This window comes from Kitasatospora sp. NPDC058218, assembly GCF_042882445.1.
In the GTDB taxonomy this organism is placed as follows: Bacteria; Actinomycetota; Actinomycetes; order Streptomycetales; family Streptomycetaceae; genus Kitasatospora.
In genome coordinates, this window is sequence record NZ_JBHVWC010000057.1 from 35,298 (window position 1) to 53,357 (window position 18,060).

Consider the following 18,060-nt stretch of genomic DNA (forward strand, 5'->3'; position numbering starts at 1 on the left):
AGCTTACGACCGGTCCTCGGCGAGCTTGGCGGTGCAGTCGGCGCAGCGGCCGAAGATGGCGAAATGCTTGAGGTCGGTGTCGAAACCGTGCTGCTCGCGCAGGCTCTCGATCAGCGGCCGGGCGATCTCGGTCCCCGTCTCGGTGACCTTCTCGCAGTCCCGGCAGACCAGGTGCAGATGGTGGTGACGGCCCGCCAGGTGGTACGTCGGGGCGCCGTGGCCGAGGTGCGCGTGCGACACCAGGCCGAGCTCCTCCAGCAGCTCCAGGGTCCGGTAGACGGTGGAGATGTTGATGCCGCTGGCCGTCCGGCGGACGTGGCCGAGGATGTCGTCCGGGGTCGCGTGGTCGAGCACGTCGACCGCCTCCAGGACGAGCTGGCGCTGGGGCGTGAGGCGGTAGCCGCGCTCACGCAGGTCGGCCTTCCAGTCGCCGGAGAGCTGCCAGTCGGTGGTGCCGGTGTCCGCCACGGTGCTGTCCCTGCCAAGGTCGGGGGTCCTGCTGCAAGTGTAGGGACCGGCCCCCGACCGGTCCCTACCCCGTGCAAGGTGAGCTGTGCTCAGCGACGGGCCGCGCCCGGCAGGGGCCGCGCGAGCCGTGCTCAGCGGAAGGTCGTGCTCAGCGGGAGGCTGTGCTCAACGAAAGGCTGTGCTCAACGAAAGGCTGTGCTCAACGAAAGAACGCGATGCCGTCGTCCGGCAGGTCGTTGATGTCCTTGATCAGCTGAGCCGGGCTGAGCACCTTCTTCAGCTGCGCCGACATGTACGGGCGCAGCGGCACGTTCGGGGCGGCCTTCTCGCCGACCCAGAGCAGCTCCTCGTTGACGAACCCGAAGAGACGCTTGCCGCCCGAGTACTCCGGCGACCCCTCGATGCGGGCCACCGCGTCGGTGGAGACGTCGATCTGGGGCTTGCCGTCGGCCAGCTCGCCGTACCAGATCTCCACGGTGCCGTCGTCACGGACGGAGGAGATCTCGATCCCGCGGGCACCGCTGGTGCCGTGCTGGTTGCTGGTGATGCGCCAGAACGCGTGCTCGTTCTCCAGCGGGCGGATCTTCTCGCCCTCGCCGTCCAGCACCCAGGTGCGGGAGCGGAACTCCAGGAAGGGCCGGCCGTCGTGCCGGAAGACGATCTCCTGGCCGAAGTTGCACTTCTCCGCGCCGGCGGCCTCCTCAGCGGGAAGCGGCGCGTAGACGCCCGCGCCCTCCCAGGTGCCGAGGAGGAAGGCGAGCGGGACGACGTCCTTGTGGAGGTCGGAGGGGATCTCGATCATGTTCCTGGTCGCTGTCGTCGTCGATGTGGGGCAGCTTCAACCGTACGGCAGCCGACTCAGCGCTGGCCCTGGTACAGCTTCATCACCGAGAAGATGGCGAACCAGGTGATCAGCACGGCCATGAGGGCCAGCAGACCGTCGAAGAAGATTTCCAGACCGGACACGGGGGGCTCCCAGGGCGGCGACAGTGTGGTGGATTTTGCTGCCGCTCACTCTATCCGCCGGGTGACGACGGGTCTCGGTGAGCCCCACCACGTCGGCATTTCGCCGGGATCTAGGGTGGCGGCATGTCGTCTGATACGAAGCCCGACTCGAAGAAGCTCGTCATCAAGGTCACCGCCGGGGCGGACGCGCCGGAGCGCTGCTCGCAGGCCTTCACGGTGGCGGCGGTGGCCGTCGCCAGCGGGATCGAGGTGTCGCTCTGGCTGACCGGCGAGTCGTCCTGGTTCGCCCTGCCGGGGCGGGCGGCGGAGTTCGAGCTGCCGCACGCGGCGCCGCTGCCGGACCTGCTGGAGTCGATCCTGGCGGCCGGCACCGTCACCCTCTGCACCCAGTGCGCCGCCCGGCGCGGGATCGAGCAGAAGGACACCGTCGAAGGTGTCCGGATCGCGGGCGCACAGGTCTTCGTCAGCGAGATCATGGCCGACGGCGTGCAGGCCCTCGTCTACTGATCCCCCGGCGGGCGGCCCTCCTGGTCGGGACGGTCCCGATCGTGCCCGGGGTCGTCCCACTTCGGGTCCTCCCAGCGCGGGTCGTTCCACCAGTCGTCCTCCGGGTCCCGCTTGTTGGCGAAGACCGCGGCGGCCGGGGGGATGACCATCGCGAACAGGCACATGCCGATCGCGGCCGGGACGGACCAGAACCGGACCACGCCCCAGGCGAGGACGAACAGCCCCAGGCAGACGCCCATCATGGCGAAGTAGTAGCGATGCCGCCGGCTCCCCTGCACGCCTCCACGGTACGACCGAGGGCCCCTGCTTCCGCAGGGGCCCTCGGTGTCGGATCCGCCCGATCACGTCGGATCCGGCGCGCCTCGGAGCGCTCAGACCGCGATGGCGACCTCGGTCAGGTTGCCCTGGGAGGCGACCACCTGGCGGTCCACGGTCTGGCCCGGGACCAGCGCGCGCAGGGTCCACTTGCCCGGGCGGGCGAAGAACCGGAACTGGCCGGTCGCCGAGGTGGGCACCTCGGCCGTGAACTCGCCGCCCTCGTCGAGCAGCCGGACGTAGCCGTTGACCGGCTCGCCGTCTCGGGTCACGGAACCCTGGATGATCGTCTCGTTCGCCACGTCAACTCCTGCCAGGTCCGGCCCACCGGCCTTCGCACCGCACATGTCTTGTCTTCCCTTCAGCCTTACGGGTGGAGCCGGCGATTCAGTTGCCGAGCTCGATCGGCACGCCGACGAGGCTGCCGTACTCGGTCCAGGAACCGTCGTAGTTCTTCACGTTCGCCTGGCCGAGCAGCTCGTGCAGCACGAACCAGGTGAGCGCGGAGCGCTCGCCGATGCGGCAGTAGGCGATGGTGTCCTTCGCCAGGTCGATGCCCTCGGCCTCGTACAGGGCCTTCAGCTCATCGTCGCTCTTGAAGGTGCCGTCGTCGTTGGCGTTCTTGGCCCACGGGATGTTGCGGGCGCTCGGCACGTGGCCGGGGCGCTGCGACTGCTCCTGCGGGAGGTGGGCCGGGGCGAGCAGCTTGCCGGAGAACTCGTCGGGCGAGCGGACGTCGACCAGGTTGAGGCTGCCGATGGCGGCGATCACGTCGTCGCGGAAGGCGCGGATCGAGGAGTCGACGGCCTGCGCCTTGTACTCGGTCGCGGCGCGGGCCGGCACCTCGGTGACCAGGTCGCGGGAGTCCAGCTCCCACTTCTTGCGGCCGCCGTCCAGCAGGCGGACGTCGCCGTGGCCGTACAGCTTGAAGTACCAGTAGGCGTACGAGGCGAACCAGTTGTTGTTGCCGCCGTACAGGACGACGATGTCGTCGTTGGCGATGCCCTTGGCGCTGAGCAGCGCCTCGAAGCCGGCCTGGTCGATGAAGTCGCGGCGGACCGGGTCCTGGAGGTCGCTCTTCCAGTCGATCCGGACGGCGTTGCGGATGTGGTTCTTCTCGTAGGCGGAGGTGTCCTCGTCGACCTCGACGATGACAACCTTCGGGTCGTCCAGGCGGGCCTGGACCCAGTCGGCGTCGACCAGGACGTCGCTGCGGCTCATGGTGATGTTCTCCATCCGAGGGCGGTTTGCGGAAGGTGCTGCTGCTGGGTGCTCGTCGGCGGCGCCGTTCCGAATCCATGTCCGAATACTGGGACGGACGAGGGTGGCGCGCTGTTCCGAGCGGTGGTCTGTGGTGTGCAGCGGGGACGGCCGGCACCAGGTACCGGGCCAGGTCACCGGGAAAATCGGCGGCGGGCAGGAACTGCCCTGCAAAAACGCCGAGTTAGCGCATTCGACACAGACAGGCGGCCACGCGGCACAGGTCTACCGCCCGCCGCTTCGTGAGGTCCGTCTGTCGCTTCATGCGGACGATGCTAGGGACACGGGGCGCCCCCTGTCACCAGCGTATCGAATGGTGAGACCAGATCGCTCGCATTGCGAGATTTGACCATTCCATGGTGGGTGGGAACCGGCCAACGGCCCTACGGGGCTCCCCACGGGGGCGCCAGCGGGCGCACAGCACGCCGCCCCGCGGTCGGCGCTGGACAGCGCGTCTCGCGGAGCGGAACAGGAAACGGGAGCAGGAAGCGGCAGGGGCCGCGCGGGCCCGCCGAGGGCGACACGGACCGGCGGCGGCAAGGGCGGCGGCCGGGCCGGGGACGTCAGCCGATCAGGGTCACGCCGTCGCCCTGGAAGGACAGCTGGAGGCCCTCCTCCTGCGGCGTCACCCCGGACAGCTTCAGCCCGGCCGGGAGCTGGTCGAGGGTGAAGCTCACCGGATCGACCTTCTGGTTGGTGACCCCCGCGACCATCGCGGCCACCCCGGTGAGCTGGAACCCGTCCGCCGTGACGGTGTTGCCCTCGCTGCGCACCGAACCCTCGCCGACCGCGAGCGGGCCCAGCGCCGCCTTGATCTTGCCCGGGCCGCCGTACGACAGGCTCAACCGGGTGTTGGCACCCACCGGCAGCCGACCGGCGGCGGGCACCATCTGGGACGCGGGCGGCAGCAACTGGGTGAGGTCCGCGTAGGAGATCAGGCCGCTGCCGCTGCCCTTGGCCACCTTGGCACTGGTCAGGCTGTTGCTCACCGTGACACCGGACAGCCGGGCCTTGAAGGAGTGCAGCGCCACCTGACGGGTGCCGTCACCGACGGTCAGCCCGTCGGCCGAGATCCGGAGGTCGTCCACCTCCTTCGAGAGCAGATCGGTGAGGAACGGGACATCACCGATCGACACGTCCGGCCGCTGGCTCATCCGGCCGCTCTTCACCAGCTGCTCGGCGACCTTGTCCTCGGCCACGCCCACGGCGATCCGGTCCGCGCCCACCAGCAGGCCGGAAAGCACCACCAGGCCGATCGTCGCCTTCAGCCAACCGCGCATCGCTCTCCCCCGTCGTCGCCTGCCGCTGCCGTCGTACGCGTCGTTCTCTTCGTCGATCTCGTCGTGCTCGTCGTGCTCGTACTCGTCGGTGTCGTCGTCCTGGTGCGCGCCCCGCCCGGCCGTCCGCCGCCGGGGGCCGCGCCCGCACGACGGTACGACGCCCCGCCCCCGAGCATGGTTCCGGGGCGGGGCGTCGCGGGAGTGCCGCCCGAGCTCAGCCGGCCAGCAGGCGGGTGGCGATCCAGATCAGCGGTGAGGCCACCGCCAGCGGCAGTGCCACGCCCGCCGTCATGTGCACGAACCGGGACGGGAAGTCGTACCCCGCCACCCGGCGGCCGACCAGCGCGCCCAGACCCGCCAGGGCGCCCAGCACCGGCGGGGCCCCGACGACCAGGCCGAACACCACGGCCGCCAGCAGCCCGAGCACCGGGCCCAGCTGCTTCGGGCCGGGCAGCGGCGCGGCGGCCAGGACGGTGGCCAGCGCCACCGCGCCGACCGCCGCCGGCACCCAGTCCGCCAGCAGCAGCGCGGTGCAGAGCACCGTCACCACGGTGGCCGAGCCGAGCACGGTGAGCGCGTAGAACCGCTCCTTCGGGTCCGAGGGGCGGAACGTCTGGAGCACCAGGACGAGCAGGAAGAACCCGCCGAGGGTGCCGACGACGGCCGCCGTCCCCCCGTCGGAGTCGGCCAGCAGCACCGCCACGTCGGCGGTGAGACCGGCCAGCACGGCGAGGGCGATGCCCTGGCGGGCCGGCCACATGCCGTTCAGCCGGAACCAGCCGGCCGCCGTCAGCACCTGGAGCAACGCGACGACCAGCGCCAGCGCCGGCTGCCCGAGCGCCGCCGCGCCGGCCAGCAGCGCGGCCGCACCCGCGGTGATCAGGGCGGGCTGCAGGCCCGGGTCGTTGATCGGCGAGCCGGTCCGGACGGGCGCGCCGGGGGCGGGAGCGGGCTGCGCCGGGACGGCGCCCTGCGGCGCGCCGGCCCGCCGACGGCCGGTGGGGCCACCGGCGGGGCCACCGGCCGGCGCGGGGGCCGGCGGACGCTTGAGCGTCATGGTCGGCGGGTCGAAGACCGGCTGCGGGGCGGGGGCGGGGTTCGCGGCGGGTGCCGGGGCGGGCATCCGGCCGGGCGGCGCGGTCGGCGTCGCACCCGACACCACCACCGGGGGGAGCAGCGTCGTCGCCGCGTCGTCCATCGGCGGGACGGGCGGGAGCAGTGTGGTCGCCGCGTCGTCCACGGGCGGCTGCGCGTACGGCTGCTGTCCGTACGGCTGCTGCTGCGCGTACGGCTGGGACTGTGGCTGGGGCTGCGGCCAGTGCTGCCCGTGTTGGTGCTGCTGCTGGTTCGCCGGGTGACCGCCGTACGGCGGCCGCTCCCCGGGCGCGCCGAGCGGCTGGTGGCCGCCCTGGTGCCCCGGTGCCCGGCCCGTGGCAGGCCGGCCCGCAGCAGGGGCGTACGGCCGAGCCGGGTGCCCCTGCTGCGGATACTGCTCCGGCGCGTACCCCTGCTGCGGGGCGTACGGCTGCTGGGGCTGCGCCTGCGGATGCGGCGGCTGCTGCGACTGCTGCTGCTGCCAGCCGCCCGGGCCGGCGCCCTGCGGGCCGCCGTTCACGTTGTTCGGGTCCGTCACGCCGCTCACCCTCCCGCGAACGGCGGGAGCACCTCGACCGTGCCGCCCTCGCTGAGGGACACCGTCGCGTGGTCACGGCCGCCGACCGGGGAGCCGTCGACCAGGTAGGAGCAGTGGCCGAGCAACCGGACGAGCTTCGGCCGGTCGGCGTGCCGTGCCTTGGCCGCCGCCAGTGCCTCCGCCAGGGTCGCCGCCTCGTACGGCTCCTCGGCCAGCCCGGCCTCCGACTTCGCCGCCGCCCAGTAGCGGATCGTCCCGCTCGCCCGAGCGGCGCTCGCTGGCTCGGTGGTCGCGCCCATGGCAACCCCTTCTCGTCGTCCTCGCCCGGGCCCGGTACCCCGGGCGGGTCGCCACCGGGGCGGCCGAACACCACTCGAAAGAGGTATGCGTACGGTGCCGCCGATGTGCGTCCCATGATGGCGTGTCCGCCGGTGCGACCGGCAATCGCCCTGGCCGCACCGGTGCCGGAGCCCGCGCGAAGCTGTGGCCAGGCTCACCCCGGGGGGCCTCCGAAACCGGCGAACCGCCGCTTTCGAGCCCTCCCGGCGCGGGAGCCGGTCGGCTATCCTCGTCCCCTGAGGGATCCGGGCAGAGTCGCCCCCGGATCCTTTCGTGCTTTCAGGACGCCAGTACGGACGTTCTTGCGATTCGTCGGCCCACCCCCGGCGCGGAGCAGGAACCGCCCCGCCATTCGCGGCACAACGACGTGCCCCGGACCCGGTCGGGGTGTCGGAACCCGGCCCCGGGCCGCCGCCCGGTACGGGACAGACCGGAAGGTTCACGGGATGAGCAGGGCAGAAACGGTGCTTCAGGGGTTGCGGGACCTCCGACGCGCGCGCCGTGCTGCCGTGCGCGCCGGTGAGTCCTCCGGTGAACGCCTGGTCTCCTCCCCCACCCTCCCGTCGCCCGCCGCCTCCCCATCCGGGGCCCGCTGCGCGCGACACCTCCTTGCACGTGCGCCATCCGGCTGTGGCGGCAGCCGTAACGCGACCGCGACGACCCGGAAAGGGGACTACCGGGTATGAGTTCTCTGCTCCTCCTCACCAACGCGCTGCAACCCTCCGCGGAGGTGCTGCCGGCCCTCGGCCTGCTGCTCCACAACGTCCGGGTGGCGCCCGCCGAGGGCTCCGCCCTGGTGGACACCCCCAGCGCCGACGTCATCCTGGTCGACGGCCGACGGGACCTTCCGCAGATCCGCAGCCTCTGCCAGCTGCTGCGCTCCACCGGCATCGGCTCGCCACTGATCCTGGTGGTCACCGAGGGCGGCCTGGCCGCCGTCACCGCCGACTGGGGCGTCGACGACGTCCTGCTGGACACCGCCGGCCCGGCCGAGGTCGAGGCCCGGCTGCGGCTCGCCCTCGGCCGCCTCCAGGTGGCGACCGACGACAGCCCGATGGAGATCCGCAACGGCGACCTCTCGGTCGACGAGGCGACCTACTCCGCCAAGCTCAAGGGCCGGGTGCTCGACCTCACCTTCAAGGAGTTCGAGCTGCTCAAGTACCTCGCGCAGCACCCCGGCCGGGTCTTCACCCGCGCGCAGCTGCTGCAGGAGGTCTGGGGCTACGACTACTTCGGCGGCACCCGGACGGTCGACGTCCACGTCCGACGGCTGCGCGCCAAGCTCGGCGTCGAGAACGAACAGCTGATCGGCACCGTGCGCAACGTCGGCTACCGCTTCGTCGTCCCGGAGAAGCCGGACAAGGGCGAACGGCCGGACCTCTCCCAGCGCTCCTCGGCCGCGCTGGAGGCCTGACCGCCGGCCGGGCGGCTGGCACCCGCCCGGCCTGTACGCATTCGCCCCGTGCTGTCCTGCGGGCGCCTCCCGTGCCGCCGAGGTCCCCCCTGCCCCGGTGGACGCCACACGCGTAGACTCCCCTCGTGGCCAAAGTGACGCGCGACGATGTAGCCCGACTGGCTGGTACCTCGACCGCGGTCGTCAGCTACGTCATCAACAACGGGCCGCGCCCCGTCGCGCCCGCGACCAAGGAGAAGGTGCTCGCGGCGATCGAGCAGCTCGGCTACCGGCCGAACAGCGTCGCCCAGGCGATGGCCTCCCGCCGCACCAACCTGATCGGCATGGTCGTCCCCGACGCCCGCCAGCCGTTCTTCGCCGAGATGGCGCACGCCGTGGAACGCGCCGCCTCCGAGCGCGGCAAGCTCGTCCTCATCGGCAACTCCGACTACGTGGACGACCGCGAGGTGCACTACGTCCGCGCCTTCCTCGGCATGCGGGTCTCCGGCCTGATCCTGGTCAGCCAGGGCCCCTCCCAGCGGGCCGCCGAGGAGTTCGCCGCGATGGAGGGCGCCAAGGTGGTGCTGCTGCACCGCCGGCCCGAGGCGATCGACGACGTCGCGGTGGTCACCGACGACGTGGCCGGCGCCGAGGCCGTCGTCCGCCACCTGCTGGAGGAGCACGGGCACCCCTACGTGGCCTGCTTCGGCGGCCCGGTCGAGTCCCCCGCCCCCGGCGACCCGGTCATCGACCACGTCGAGGGCTGGCAGCGCGCCATGGACGCCCACGGCCTGCCCACCGAGCCGCACCTGATCGACGCGCCCTTCCACCGCTACGGCGCCTACGAGGTCGCACTCGGCCTGCTGCGCTCGGCGAACCGCCCGCCCGCCGTCTTCTGCTCCACCGACGACCAGGCGATCGGCGTGCTGCGGGCCGCCCGCGAGGTCGGCCTGCGGGTGCCGGAGGACCTCGCGGTGGCCGGTTTCGACGACGTGCCCGAGGCCGCCTTCGCCGACCCGCCGCTGACCACCGTCGCCTCCGACCGCGACGCGATGGCCCGGGCCGCCGTGGACCTGGTGCTCGACGACTCGCTGATGGTGCCCGGCTCGGACACCGAACGGGTCCGGAAGTTCCCGTCCCGCCTGGTCATCCGCCGTTCCTGCGGCTGCCGGCCGAGCGAGCCGCAGGACGTCCGGCCCTCCTAGCACCGATCCCGGCCTGACCAGGCTTTATGAGAAGTCAACGGGCTTCTCGGAGGCTTCTGACCCCGTTCTCATCAGATCCTCATCCGGCGGGCGGACGTTGGTCGGCATGAGCGATCAGCAGCACGGCAGCGAGCAGCACGACGACCCGTACCCGCCCTCGTACGCGTACCCGCACCCGCACCCCGCCGAGGGAGAGGTCGTCCAGGGCACCGTCCTCGGCAGCACGACCACCGGGTACCCGGCCGCCGGCCACCCCTCGGTCGGGACCCCGCCCCCTCCCCCGCCCGCGGCGCCGCCGCTGCCGCCGGCGCCCCCGGCCGCCGGCGGACCGGCGTCCCACGGCGGCCACGGCGGCCGGGCCAGGCGCGGCCTCCTGCGCGGCCGGGTCGCGCTGGTCACCGCCGTCGCGGCGGTCGCCGCCGTCCTCGGCGGCGTGACCGGCGGCGTGGTCGCCGCCCAGGAGCACGGCTCCGCCACCCGCACCGGCACCATCGCCAGCCCGGTCTCCGCCCGCTCCGACGGCAGCGCCGACGTCGCCGCCATCGCCTCGGCCGTCTCGCCGAGCGTCGTCCAGATCACCGTGAAGACCGCGAGCGGGACCTCCACCGGCACCGGCGTGGTGCTCGACAGGGACGGCCGGATCCTCACCAACTACCACGTCGTCTCCGGCGCCGCCGAGGGCGGCCAGGTCACCGTCACCTTCAAGGACGGCTCCACCGCCAAGGCCACCGTCACCGGCACCGACAAGTCCCTGGACGCCGCCGTGATCACCGCGAGCGGCGCCCGGAACCTCACCCCCGCCACCCTCGGCGACTCCTCCGCCGTCTCGGTCGGCGACCCCGTGGTCGCCATCGGCAACCCGGAGGGCCTCACCGGCACCGTCACCTCGGGCATCATCAGCGCCGAGAACCGCGAGGTCACCGTCCAGGTCGACGAGGGCGCCACCAGCGGCAACGGCGGCTTCGGCTTCCCCAACCTGCCCGGCCTGCGCGGCAGCACCCCGCAGAGCGGCGGCGAGACCACCACCTACAAGGCCTTCCAGACCGATGCCGCGCTCAACCCCGGCAACTCCGGCGGCCCCCTGATCAACGCGAACGGCCAGGTCATCGGCATCAACTCGGCGATGTACTCGGCGAGCGGCTCCAGCTCCACGGCCGGCGGCAGCGGTGCCGGCAGCGTCGGCCTCGGCTTCGCCATCCCGATCGACGACATCAAGCAGGTGCTGCCGAAGCTGCAGGCCGGGCAGAACATCTAGACGGACAATTACTCCGAGCAGGTCCCCACCCGCAGGCCACCGCACTCCCCCCAGCAGGCTCCCCGCAGGCTCTCCGACGATGAGAAAGGGCAACCGCCCATGACCCCGGCCGCCGACGACCGCACCCCCGCCGAGCCCGGACCGGCCTCCGCCCGGCTCCTCGTGGTCGACGACGAACCCGCCCTGCGGGACGCCCTGGAGAGCAGCCTCGCCTTCGAGGGCTACGAGGTCGCCACCGCCACCGACGGCTACGAAGCGCTGGAGTCCGTCGAACGGGAGAAGCCCGACCTCGTCCTGCTGGACATCATGATGCCCCGGATGGACGGCCTCACCGCCGTCCGCCGGATGCGCTCGCGGGGCGACACCGTCCCGGTGCTGATGCTCACCGCCCGCGACGCCGTCGGCGACCGGGTCACCGGCCTGGACGTCGGCGCCGACGACTACCTCGCCAAGCCCTTCGAACTGGACGAACTGCTCGCCCGGGTCCGCGCCCTGCTCCGCCGCAACGCCCTCGCCACCGAGGCCGCCGCACGCGCCGCGGCCGTCGAGGACGACAGCGAGGTGCTGGCCTTCGCCGACCTCCGGATGAACACCGCCACCCGCGAGGTCACCCGGGCCGGCAAACCGGTCGAGCTGACCCGCACCGAGTTCATGCTGCTGGAGATGTTCCTCTCGCACCCCCGCCAGGTGCTCACCCGCGAGCAGATCCTCAAGGCGGTCTGGGGCTTCGACTTCGAGCCCTCCTCCAACTCCCTGGACGTGTACGTGATGTACCTGCGCCGCAAGACCGAGCAGGGCGGCATGCCCCGGATCATCCAGACCGTACGCGGCGTCGGCTACGCCCTCCGCCCGGCCGCCGGCACCACCGCGTGAGCGACACCACCACCCCACCGCCACCCCTGCTACCGCCCCGCGTCCACCGACGGCAGCGGCTCGCCCGCTGGTACCGCGCCCGGTCCCTGCGCAGCCGGCTGACCTTCCTGACGGCGGCGGCGGTCGCGGTGGCGATCGCACTGTCGGCGCTGGCGTGCTGGTTCATCGTGGAGAAGCAGCTGTACGGGCAGGTGCGCAACGACCTGCGCAGCGTCCAGCTGCCGACGGTCCGGCTCCCGGCCTACTGTCCGACCACTCCGGAGGAGGCGCTGAAGCAGGCCGCCCTGCCGTTCCCGCGCAACGGCACCTCGCAGCAGGACCGGCCCAACTTCGCGTTCCGGGACACCCAGCTCGTCATGACCGACCCGGTCGGGGTCTGCCTGCCGCTCGGCGCCACCAGGGCGATCGACCTCCAGGCCGACGACACCAAGGTCCTCCAACTGCCGCCGAACCAGTCCATCTTCCGCAGCGGCCACTACACCAACGGTGCGCCCGCCATGGTCCGGGTGTACTGGGTCCCCACCGACAAGCCCGGCGGACCGCCCGTGCTGGTCATGATCGCCGCGCCGACCCAGCCGGTGGCGGACTCCCTGCAGCAGCTCGCCCTGATCCTCGGCGGCGTGGCCCTCGGCGGCATCATCCTCGCCGGAGTCGCCGGCCGGTTCGTGGCCCGCTCCGCGCTCAAGCCGGTCGACCAACTCACCGACGTGGTCGAGCACATCGCCCGCACCGAGGAGGTCGGCAGCACCATCCCGGTGCACGGCGACGACGAGATCGCCCGGCTCTCCGCCTCGTTCAACTCGATGAGCACCGCACTCGCCAACTCCCGCGACCGCCAGACGCGGCTGATCGCCGACGCCGGGCACGAGCTGCGCACCCCGCTCACCTCGCTGCGCACCAACGTCGACCTGATGATCCGCAGCGACGACACCGGCCGTCCGCTCCCCGCCGCGACCAGGACCAAGCTGCTCGGCAACATGAAGGCGCAGATGCAGGAACTCACCGTCCTGATCGGTGACCTGCTCCAGCTGTCCCGCCCCGACACCCCCAAGCCGGGCCGGATCCTGGCCGTCGTGGCGCTGCACGAACTCGCCGACCGGGCGGTCGCCCGGGCGAAGCTGCGCGGTCCGGGGCTGGTCTTCGAGACCGACATCGAGCCCTGGTTCGTCCAGGGCGACGCCGCCGCGCTGGAACGCGCCGTGATCAACCTGCTGGACAACGCGGTCAAGTACAGCCCGCCGGGCGCCGCGATCGACGTCCGGCTCCGCCAGGGCGTGCTGACCGTCCGCGACCACGGCCCCGGCATCCCGCCGGAGGAGTTGCCGTACGTCTTCGACCGCTTCTGGCGCTCGCCGTCCTCACGTCAGCTCCCGGGCTCCGGCCTCGGGTTGTCGATCGTCGCGCAGAGCGTGCGGGAGGCCGGCGGCGAGGTGTCGCTGGGACCGGCGCGGGACGGCGGCCCGGGCGCGCTGGCCACCGTCCGGCTGCCGGGCGGCCCGGCGCCCGACTAGACCGGGCCCGGACGGACGGAACGGGCGGGGCGCCCCGACAGCGCCCCGCCCGTTCCACCGCCGGCTACGGTCAGTCGAGGTCGCTGCCCGGGCCGATGACCTTGATGCGGTCCTGCGCCGGCGCCTTCAGCGGCGCGGCCGCCGAGCTGTTGGCACCGAGGTACGCGGCGAAGACGTCCAGGTCGGAGGCGCCGACCAGCTTGTCGGTACCGGCCGCGAAGGCCGGGAAGCCGTCGCCGCCGCCGGCCAGGAACTCGTTGGCCGCGACGCGGTACTTGGCGGCCGGGTCGATCGGCGCGCCGTTCAGCCGGATCGAGTCCGTCAGCACCCGGCCGACACCGGTCTTGCGCATGTCCAGGGTGTAGGTCAGGCCCTTGGACGACTGCAGGATCTTCGGCGAGGCCTCGTTGGACCCGCTCACCTGCTGCTGGAGCAGCTGGACCAGCTGGGCGCCGGTCAGCGTCTTGACCTGCATCATGTTGGTGAACGGCTGGACGGTGAAGGCCTCGCCGTAGGTCACCACGCCGTCGCCCTCGGCGCCGCTCGCCTTGTAGACGAGGTCCGAGCGGATGCCGCCGGGGTTCATGAAGGCGATCTGCGCGCCGCCCTTGTCGGCGGGCGCCAGACCCGCCAGCTGGGCGTCGGCGATCACGTCACCGAGCGGCTTCTCCGGGTCGCTGTTGCCGCGGCCGTTGATGTCCGAGGCGATGAAGCCGAGCGGCCGGTTGGCGATCGGGGCGGCCAGCTTGGAGTAGCGGTCGATCAGCGCCGTCATGTCCGGGGCCTTCTCGACCGTGCGGCGCACGACGTGGTTCTCGGCCTTGACCGAGGGGCGCACGATGCTGCCCGTGGTCCTGTCGAGCTTCAGGTCGATCTCGGTGTAGAGCCGGCCGAAGGAGGCGGCGCTGGTCACCGAGCGCGGCACGCCCTGCGGGTCGGGGATGGTGCAGGCGTAGGCGTTGTGGGTGTGACCGGTGACGATGGCGCCGATCGCCGGGTCCAGGTTCTTGGCGATGTCGACGATCGGGCCGGAGATGCCCTGGCCGGCGGTGCCGCAGTCGTAGTTGTAGACGCTGCTGGCCGGCAGGCCGCCCTCGTGGATCAGGGCGACGATCGAGTTCACGCCCTGCTTCTTCAACTCGGCCGCGTACTTGTTGATCGTGGCGACCTCGTTGCCGAACTTCAGGCCCTTGACGCCCTCGGCGGTCACGATGTTCGGCGTGCCCTCCAGGGTGGCGCCGATGAAGCCGACCTTCACGCCCTGCGACTTGGTCACCCAGTACGGGGCCAGGATCGGCTTGCCGGTCTTCTCGTCGGTGACGTTGGCGGCCAGGTAGTTGAAGTTGGCGCCCTTGAACTTGCGCCCCTCCTCGTAGCAGCCGTCGACCGGGTGGCAGCCGCCCTCCTGGAGGCGGACGAGCTCCTTGGAGCCCTCGTCGAACTCGTGGTTGCCGACGGCGGTGACGTCCAGGCCGAGCTTGTCCATCGCCTCGATGGTCGGCTCGTCGTGGAAGAGCGCCGAGGTCAGCGGGGAGGCGCCGACGATGTCACCGGCGGCGACGGTGATCGAGTCGTCGGCCGGTATCCGGGCCTGGCGCAGCGCGGTGGCCAGGTACTCGATGCCGCCGGCCGGGGTGCTGACCGCCTGGCCGGTCGCCGGGTCGATCTCCCGGATGGTGCCGGACGAACCGGCCGGGGGCTCCAGGTTGCCGTGGAAGTCGTTGATCGCCAGCAGCTGGAGGTTGACGGTCTTGTGACGCTTGGCGTCCGCGGCCTGGGCGGCGGTCGGCATGGCCACGGTGCCGACGAGGCCGGCCGCGGCGACGGCGGCCAGTACCGCGCGTCGGGATCTGACGGTGAGCATGAAGGTCCCCTGCACCTTGAGAGAGCGCCCGGCTGTGGACATGTGTGGGCGGGCGACGGTGTCGTTGCGCCAGTGCAGCCTAGAGTCAACGCGCGTAGCTGTCAGGACCCTGGACGTAACGACAGGGTTACCTGCTGACGAACCGTCGCCGCACGCCGGGCCCGCCGACGGGTCGACCCGGGTCGGCGGGGGCAGCGGCGGACGGGGTGCGGCGGGCGCGCCGGTGGGCGCCGGCGTCCGGCTCAGAGACCTGGTTCGGACGCCAACTGACGCTCTGCACGGGTCCGCTCGGCGACCGTGTCCTCCGTCATCGCACGGTCGGTGTAGACCAGTGGCCGCTCGGCGTCGGTGATGATGTGCTTCACCACCTGCACGTTGCCGTTGACGTCCCAGACCGCGATGCCCGGCGAGAGTGTGGGGATGATCTCAACCGCCCAGCGCGGCAGACCCAGCACCCGGCCGGTGGCTCTCGCCTCCTCGGCCTTCTGCATGTAGATCGTCCGGGTGGAGGCCATCTTGAGGATCGCCGAGGCCTCCTTGGCCGCCGCGCCGTCCACCACGTCCGACAGGTGGTGGACCACCGCCACGAAGGAGAGTCCGAGCCGGCGCCCGAACTTCAGCAGCCGCTGGAACAGCTGGGCGACGAAGGGACTGTTGATGATGTGCCAGGCCTCTTCGACCAGGAAGATGCGCTTGCGCCGGTCCGGCCTGATCCAGGTGTGCTCCAGCCAGACGCCGACGATCGCCATCAGGATCGGCATCGCGATCGAGTTCCGGTCGATGTGCGACAGGTCGAACACGATCAGCGGCGCGTCCAGGTCGATGCCGTCGGTGGTCGGCCCGTCGAACATGCCCCGCAGGTCACCGTCGACCAGTCGGTCCAGCACCAGCGCCACGTCCAGGCCCCAGGACTGCACCTCGTCCACCGCCACGCCCAGCGACTCCACCGAGGCCAGCTCGGGGCTGCGCAGGGTGTCGATGATGTCGTCCAGCACCGGCTGCCGGTCGGTCACCGAGGCGATCACATGGGCGTGCGCCGCCTTCAGCGCGAACCCGGCCCGCTCCTCCAGCCCCCGCCCCATCGCCACCTCGACGATGGTGCGCAGCAGCGACAGCTGACCGGTCTGGGTGATCGCCGGATCCAGCGGGTTGAGCTTCACCCCGCCGTCCCGCGCCGCCATCGGGTCGAGCCGGATCGACTTTATGCCCAGGGCGTTGGCGATCAGGTTCCACTCGCCGACGCCGTCCTCGCCCTGCGCGTCCAGCACCACGACCTGCCGGTCGCGGAACCGCAGCTGGCGCAGCACGTACGTCTTCTCCAGCGCCGACTTGCCGTTGCCGGACTCGCCGAGCACCAGCCAGTGCGGGGCCGGCAGCTGCTGCCCGTACAGCTGGAAGGGGTCGTAGACGTAGCCCTTGCCGCTGTACACCTCACGGCCGATGATCACGCCGGAGTCACCCAGCCCCGGCGCGGCGGTGGGCAGGTAGACCGCCTGCGCCTGGCCGGTGGAGGTGCGCACCGGCAGCCGGGTGGTCTCCACCTTGCCGAACGTCAGGCTGGTGAACGCGTCGGTGAGGTTGCCGATCGCCATGCGGGGCCTCCAGGTGGATCAGCGGCGGATGCCGGTGGCGAACGGCAGGGTGTTGACGAACGCCCGGTGGTGCTCGCGGTCGCACCACTCCAGCTTGAGGTAGCTCTTGCCGGCCGAGGCACGGATGGTCCGCTTGTCGCGGGCCAGCGCCTCCGGGTTGCGCGAGGAGACCGTGATGTAGCCGACCAGGTTCACCCCGGCCGCGCCGGAGGCCAGGTCGTCACCGCGCTGGTCGACCCGGCCGGTGTGGGCCAGGTCGCGCGGGTCGACCGTGCGGTTCATCTTGGCGGCGCGGCTGGCCTCCGCCTCGTCGTTGGTCTTCTCGGTGAGCATCCGCTCGATCGCGACGTCGGTGGGCTCCAGGTCCATCGTCACCGCGACCGTCCGGATCACGTCCGGGGTGTGCACCAGCAGCGGCGCAAGGAAGTTGACGCCCACCGGGGTCAGCGGCCACTCCTTGATCCAGGCGGTGGCGTGGCACCAGGGCGCGCGGGTCGCCGACTCGCGGGTCTTCGCCTCCAGGTACTGCGGGTGCGTCGCGTCCAGCTCGGCCGGCCAGGCGTTGCGCCGGGACATCGCCTGGATGTGGTCGATCGGGTGGTCCGGGTCGTACATCGAGTGCAGCAGCGAGGAGAGCCGGGCCTGCCCGAGCGGCTGGCGCACCCGGATGTCCGCCTCCGCCAGCCGCGCGCAGATGTCCGTCAGCTCCCGGGCCATCACCGCGGCCAGGCCCTCGTCGTCCCGGGCCCGCCGCGCGGTCGCCGTCCGGCCCATCGCGTGCGCCTCGGCCGCCAGGTCGCGGGTGTAGTGCATGCAGGCCACCAGGTACGCCCGGTGCTGCTCGGAGGAGGTCGACACCATCGACTGCAACTGGTCGTACGAGTCCTTCAACCAGCCCGGCGCGTTGTGGTCACCACGCCGCTCCACGTCCTTGGCGTGCGCGTCCGGATCGGCCGGCAGCGTACGGGCCAGGATCTGCAGCCGCGTCACGAAGCCGTCCCCGTTGGCGACGTGCTTCAGCAGCGTGCCGAACCGGTCGACCAGGGCCTCCTGGTCCTCCGAGTCGCGCAGACCGACGCCCGGGCCCTCGATCTCGATCGCGGCCGTCACCGTCCGCCGCTCCAGGTGCATCAGCACCCCGACCTCGTCCGGCCCGAACGGCGCCGCCAGCCAGCGCAGCCGCCCCACCCCGGGCGGCGGGCCGACCTCGACCTCGCGCCCGTCCATCCGGGTGCCGGCGTCCATCGCGTCCGACTTCCACACCGCCCGCCCGCTGCGGACCGTCCGGCGGTAGGTGCGGTTGATCTCCACCCACTTGTAGAACGTCCGGCGCCGGTACGGCACGTAGACCGCCGCGATGGCCAGCAGGGGCAGGCCGACCAGACCCGCGATCCGCAGCGGCAGGATCGGCATCAGCAGGCCCCAGAGCATGCCGAGGAACGCCCCGAAGATGATCAGGACGATCTCGCCGGACTCCCGGTTGCGGCCGATCGGCGCGTTCGGGCGGGCCTTGCCGATCAGGTAGGTGCGGCGCTGGTGCACGTACGGCTGGGCGTACTGGGCGCCGTACTGGCCGAGTGGTTCGCTGCTCACTTACCC

The 18,060-nt window shown here is 72.1% G+C and carries 18 protein-coding genes; 6 read left to right on the forward strand and 12 right to left on the reverse strand.

The annotated features are described in order from the left end of the window. Positions 1–3: 3 nt before the first annotated feature. Complete coding sequence (locus ACFVYI_RS30970) at positions 4–468, reverse strand: Fur family transcriptional regulator (RefSeq protein WP_360625041.1); 465 nt, start codon at positions 466–468, stop codon at positions 4–6. Between the two features lie 199 nt (positions 469–667). Then, on the reverse strand, positions 668–1,270 hold the full coding sequence (locus ACFVYI_RS30975) for an FABP family protein (RefSeq protein ID WP_387891736.1): 603 nt from the start codon (positions 1,268–1,270) through the stop codon (positions 668–670). A 287-nt stretch (positions 1,271–1,557) separates the two neighbouring features. On the opposite strand from ACFVYI_RS30975, the gene ACFVYI_RS30980 reads away from it, so the two are divergent. Next, positions 1,558–1,941, forward strand: coding sequence for a DsrE family protein (locus ACFVYI_RS30980; RefSeq protein WP_360625047.1), 384 nt, complete (start codon positions 1,558–1,560; stop codon positions 1,939–1,941). Here ACFVYI_RS30980 and ACFVYI_RS30985 read toward each other — a convergent pair. The 7 genes from ACFVYI_RS30985 to ACFVYI_RS31015 all read right to left on the reverse strand — a co-directional run bounded on the left by ACFVYI_RS30985 (position 1,935) and on the right by ACFVYI_RS31015 (position 6,728). Next, positions 1,935–2,219 carry a DUF3099 domain-containing protein gene (locus ACFVYI_RS30985; protein WP_387891738.1) on the reverse strand — a complete coding sequence of 95 codons (285 nt, stop codon included), beginning with the start codon at positions 2,217–2,219 and terminating at the stop codon, positions 1,935–1,937. The genes ACFVYI_RS30980 and ACFVYI_RS30985 overlap by 7 nt on opposite strands. 93 nt (positions 2,220–2,312) lie before the next feature. Next, positions 2,313–2,603, reverse strand: a complete 291-nt coding sequence (locus ACFVYI_RS30990) for a DUF1416 domain-containing protein (protein WP_093861460.1) — start codon at positions 2,601–2,603, stop codon at positions 2,313–2,315. 40 nt (positions 2,604–2,643) lie between these two features. Continuing rightward, positions 2,644–3,477 (reverse strand): sulfurtransferase, encoded by an 834-nt coding sequence (locus ACFVYI_RS30995; RefSeq protein WP_387891740.1) that lies wholly within the window; start codon positions 3,475–3,477, stop codon positions 2,644–2,646. Positions 3,478–3,700: 223 nt separating this feature from the next. Further along, positions 3,701–3,781: an Ms5788A family Cys-rich leader peptide gene (locus ACFVYI_RS31000; protein WP_350517234.1), complete on the reverse strand. Its 81-nt coding sequence runs from the start codon at positions 3,779–3,781 to the stop codon at positions 3,701–3,703. 298 nt (positions 3,782–4,079) lie between these two features. Beyond that, entirely contained in the window at positions 4,080–4,796 is a 717-nt protein-coding gene (locus ACFVYI_RS31005; RefSeq protein ID WP_387891742.1) for a DUF2993 domain-containing protein, read from the reverse strand. A gap of 214 nt (positions 4,797–5,010) precedes the next feature. Beyond that, the gene (locus ACFVYI_RS31010; protein ID WP_387891744.1) at positions 5,011–6,429 is read right to left on the reverse strand and encodes a hypothetical protein; all 1,419 of its coding nucleotides are present in this window, start codon (positions 6,427–6,429) and stop codon (positions 5,011–5,013) included. Between the two features lie 5 nt (positions 6,430–6,434). Then, positions 6,435–6,728, reverse strand: coding sequence for a MoaD/ThiS family protein (locus ACFVYI_RS31015; protein WP_387891746.1), 294 nt, complete (start codon positions 6,726–6,728; stop codon positions 6,435–6,437). Between the two features lie 722 nt (positions 6,729–7,450). Here ACFVYI_RS31015 and ACFVYI_RS31020 point away from each other — a divergent pair. From ACFVYI_RS31020 to ACFVYI_RS31040, 5 genes are all read left to right on the forward strand, one after another. Further along, positions 7,451–8,182, forward strand: coding sequence for a response regulator transcription factor (locus ACFVYI_RS31020; protein ID WP_387891748.1), 732 nt, complete (start codon positions 7,451–7,453; stop codon positions 8,180–8,182). Positions 8,183–8,307: 125 nt separating this feature from the next. Beyond that, positions 8,308–9,366, forward strand: coding sequence for a LacI family DNA-binding transcriptional regulator (locus tag ACFVYI_RS31025; RefSeq protein WP_387891750.1), 1,059 nt, complete (start codon positions 8,308–8,310; stop codon positions 9,364–9,366). A 106-nt stretch (positions 9,367–9,472) separates the two neighbouring features. Continuing rightward, the gene (locus ACFVYI_RS31030) at positions 9,473–10,621 is read left to right on the forward strand and encodes a S1C family serine protease (protein WP_387891752.1); all 1,149 of its coding nucleotides are present in this window, start codon (positions 9,473–9,475) and stop codon (positions 10,619–10,621) included. A 99-nt stretch (positions 10,622–10,720) separates the two neighbouring features. Further along, positions 10,721–11,494, forward strand: coding sequence for a response regulator transcription factor (locus ACFVYI_RS31035; RefSeq protein WP_387891754.1), 774 nt, complete (start codon positions 10,721–10,723; stop codon positions 11,492–11,494). Beyond that, the gene (locus ACFVYI_RS31040; protein WP_387891756.1) at positions 11,491–13,005 is read left to right on the forward strand and encodes a sensor histidine kinase; all 1,515 of its coding nucleotides are present in this window, start codon (positions 11,491–11,493) and stop codon (positions 13,003–13,005) included. Before ACFVYI_RS31035 ends, ACFVYI_RS31040 begins: the two co-directional genes overlap by 4 nt. Before the next feature lie 70 nt (positions 13,006–13,075). On the opposite strand, the gene ACFVYI_RS31045 is transcribed toward ACFVYI_RS31040, so the two are convergent. The 3 genes from ACFVYI_RS31045 to ACFVYI_RS31055 form a co-directional block, all read right to left on the reverse strand. Continuing rightward, positions 13,076–14,869 (reverse strand): bifunctional metallophosphatase/5'-nucleotidase, encoded by a 1,794-nt coding sequence (locus tag ACFVYI_RS31045; protein ID WP_387891758.1) that lies wholly within the window; start codon positions 14,867–14,869, stop codon positions 13,076–13,078. Between the two features lie 242 nt (positions 14,870–15,111). Beyond that, positions 15,112–16,461 (reverse strand): ATP-binding protein, encoded by a 1,350-nt coding sequence (locus ACFVYI_RS31050; RefSeq protein WP_387891760.1) that lies wholly within the window; start codon positions 16,459–16,461, stop codon positions 15,112–15,114. Positions 16,462–16,479: 18 nt separating this feature from the next. After that, a complete protein-coding gene (locus ACFVYI_RS31055; protein ID WP_387891762.1) occupies positions 16,480–18,054 on the reverse strand; it encodes an SCO6880 family protein in 1,575 nt (524 codons plus the stop codon). Positions 18,055–18,060 lie beyond the last annotated feature (6 nt).

Excerpts from the sequence above, each read along its gene's own strand:
- ACFVYI_RS31005 (WP_387891742.1), bottom strand. The coding sequence starts at position 4,796 with ATGCGCGGTTGGCTGAAGGCGACGATCGGCCTGGTGGTGCTTTCCGGC.
- ACFVYI_RS31045 (WP_387891758.1), bottom strand. The coding sequence starts at position 14,869 with ATGCTCACCGTCAGATCCCGACGCGCGGTACTGGCCGCCGTCGCCGCG.
- ACFVYI_RS31020 (WP_387891748.1), top strand. The coding sequence starts at position 7,451 with ATGAGTTCTCTGCTCCTCCTCACCAACGCGCTGCAACCCTCCGCGGAG.
- ACFVYI_RS31030 (WP_387891752.1), top strand. The coding sequence starts at position 9,473 with ATGAGCGATCAGCAGCACGGCAGCGAGCAGCACGACGACCCGTACCCG.
- ACFVYI_RS31000 (WP_350517234.1), bottom strand. The coding sequence starts at position 3,781 with ATGAAGCGACAGACGGACCTCACGAAGCGGCGGGCGGTAGACCTGTGC.
- ACFVYI_RS30975 (WP_387891736.1), bottom strand. The coding sequence starts at position 1,270 with ATGATCGAGATCCCCTCCGACCTCCACAAGGACGTCGTCCCGCTCGCC.
- ACFVYI_RS30980 (WP_360625047.1), top strand. The coding sequence starts at position 1,558 with ATGTCGTCTGATACGAAGCCCGACTCGAAGAAGCTCGTCATCAAGGTC.
- ACFVYI_RS31015 (WP_387891746.1), bottom strand. The coding sequence starts at position 6,728 with ATGGGCGCGACCACCGAGCCAGCGAGCGCCGCTCGGGCGAGCGGGACG.
- ACFVYI_RS31050 (WP_387891760.1), bottom strand. The coding sequence starts at position 16,461 with ATGGCGATCGGCAACCTCACCGACGCGTTCACCAGCCTGACGTTCGGC.
- ACFVYI_RS30990 (WP_093861460.1), bottom strand. The coding sequence starts at position 2,603 with ATGTGCGGTGCGAAGGCCGGTGGGCCGGACCTGGCAGGAGTTGACGTG.
- ACFVYI_RS30995 (WP_387891740.1), bottom strand. The coding sequence starts at position 3,477 with ATGAGCCGCAGCGACGTCCTGGTCGACGCCGACTGGGTCCAGGCCCGC.
- ACFVYI_RS31035 (WP_387891754.1), top strand. The coding sequence starts at position 10,721 with ATGACCCCGGCCGCCGACGACCGCACCCCCGCCGAGCCCGGACCGGCC.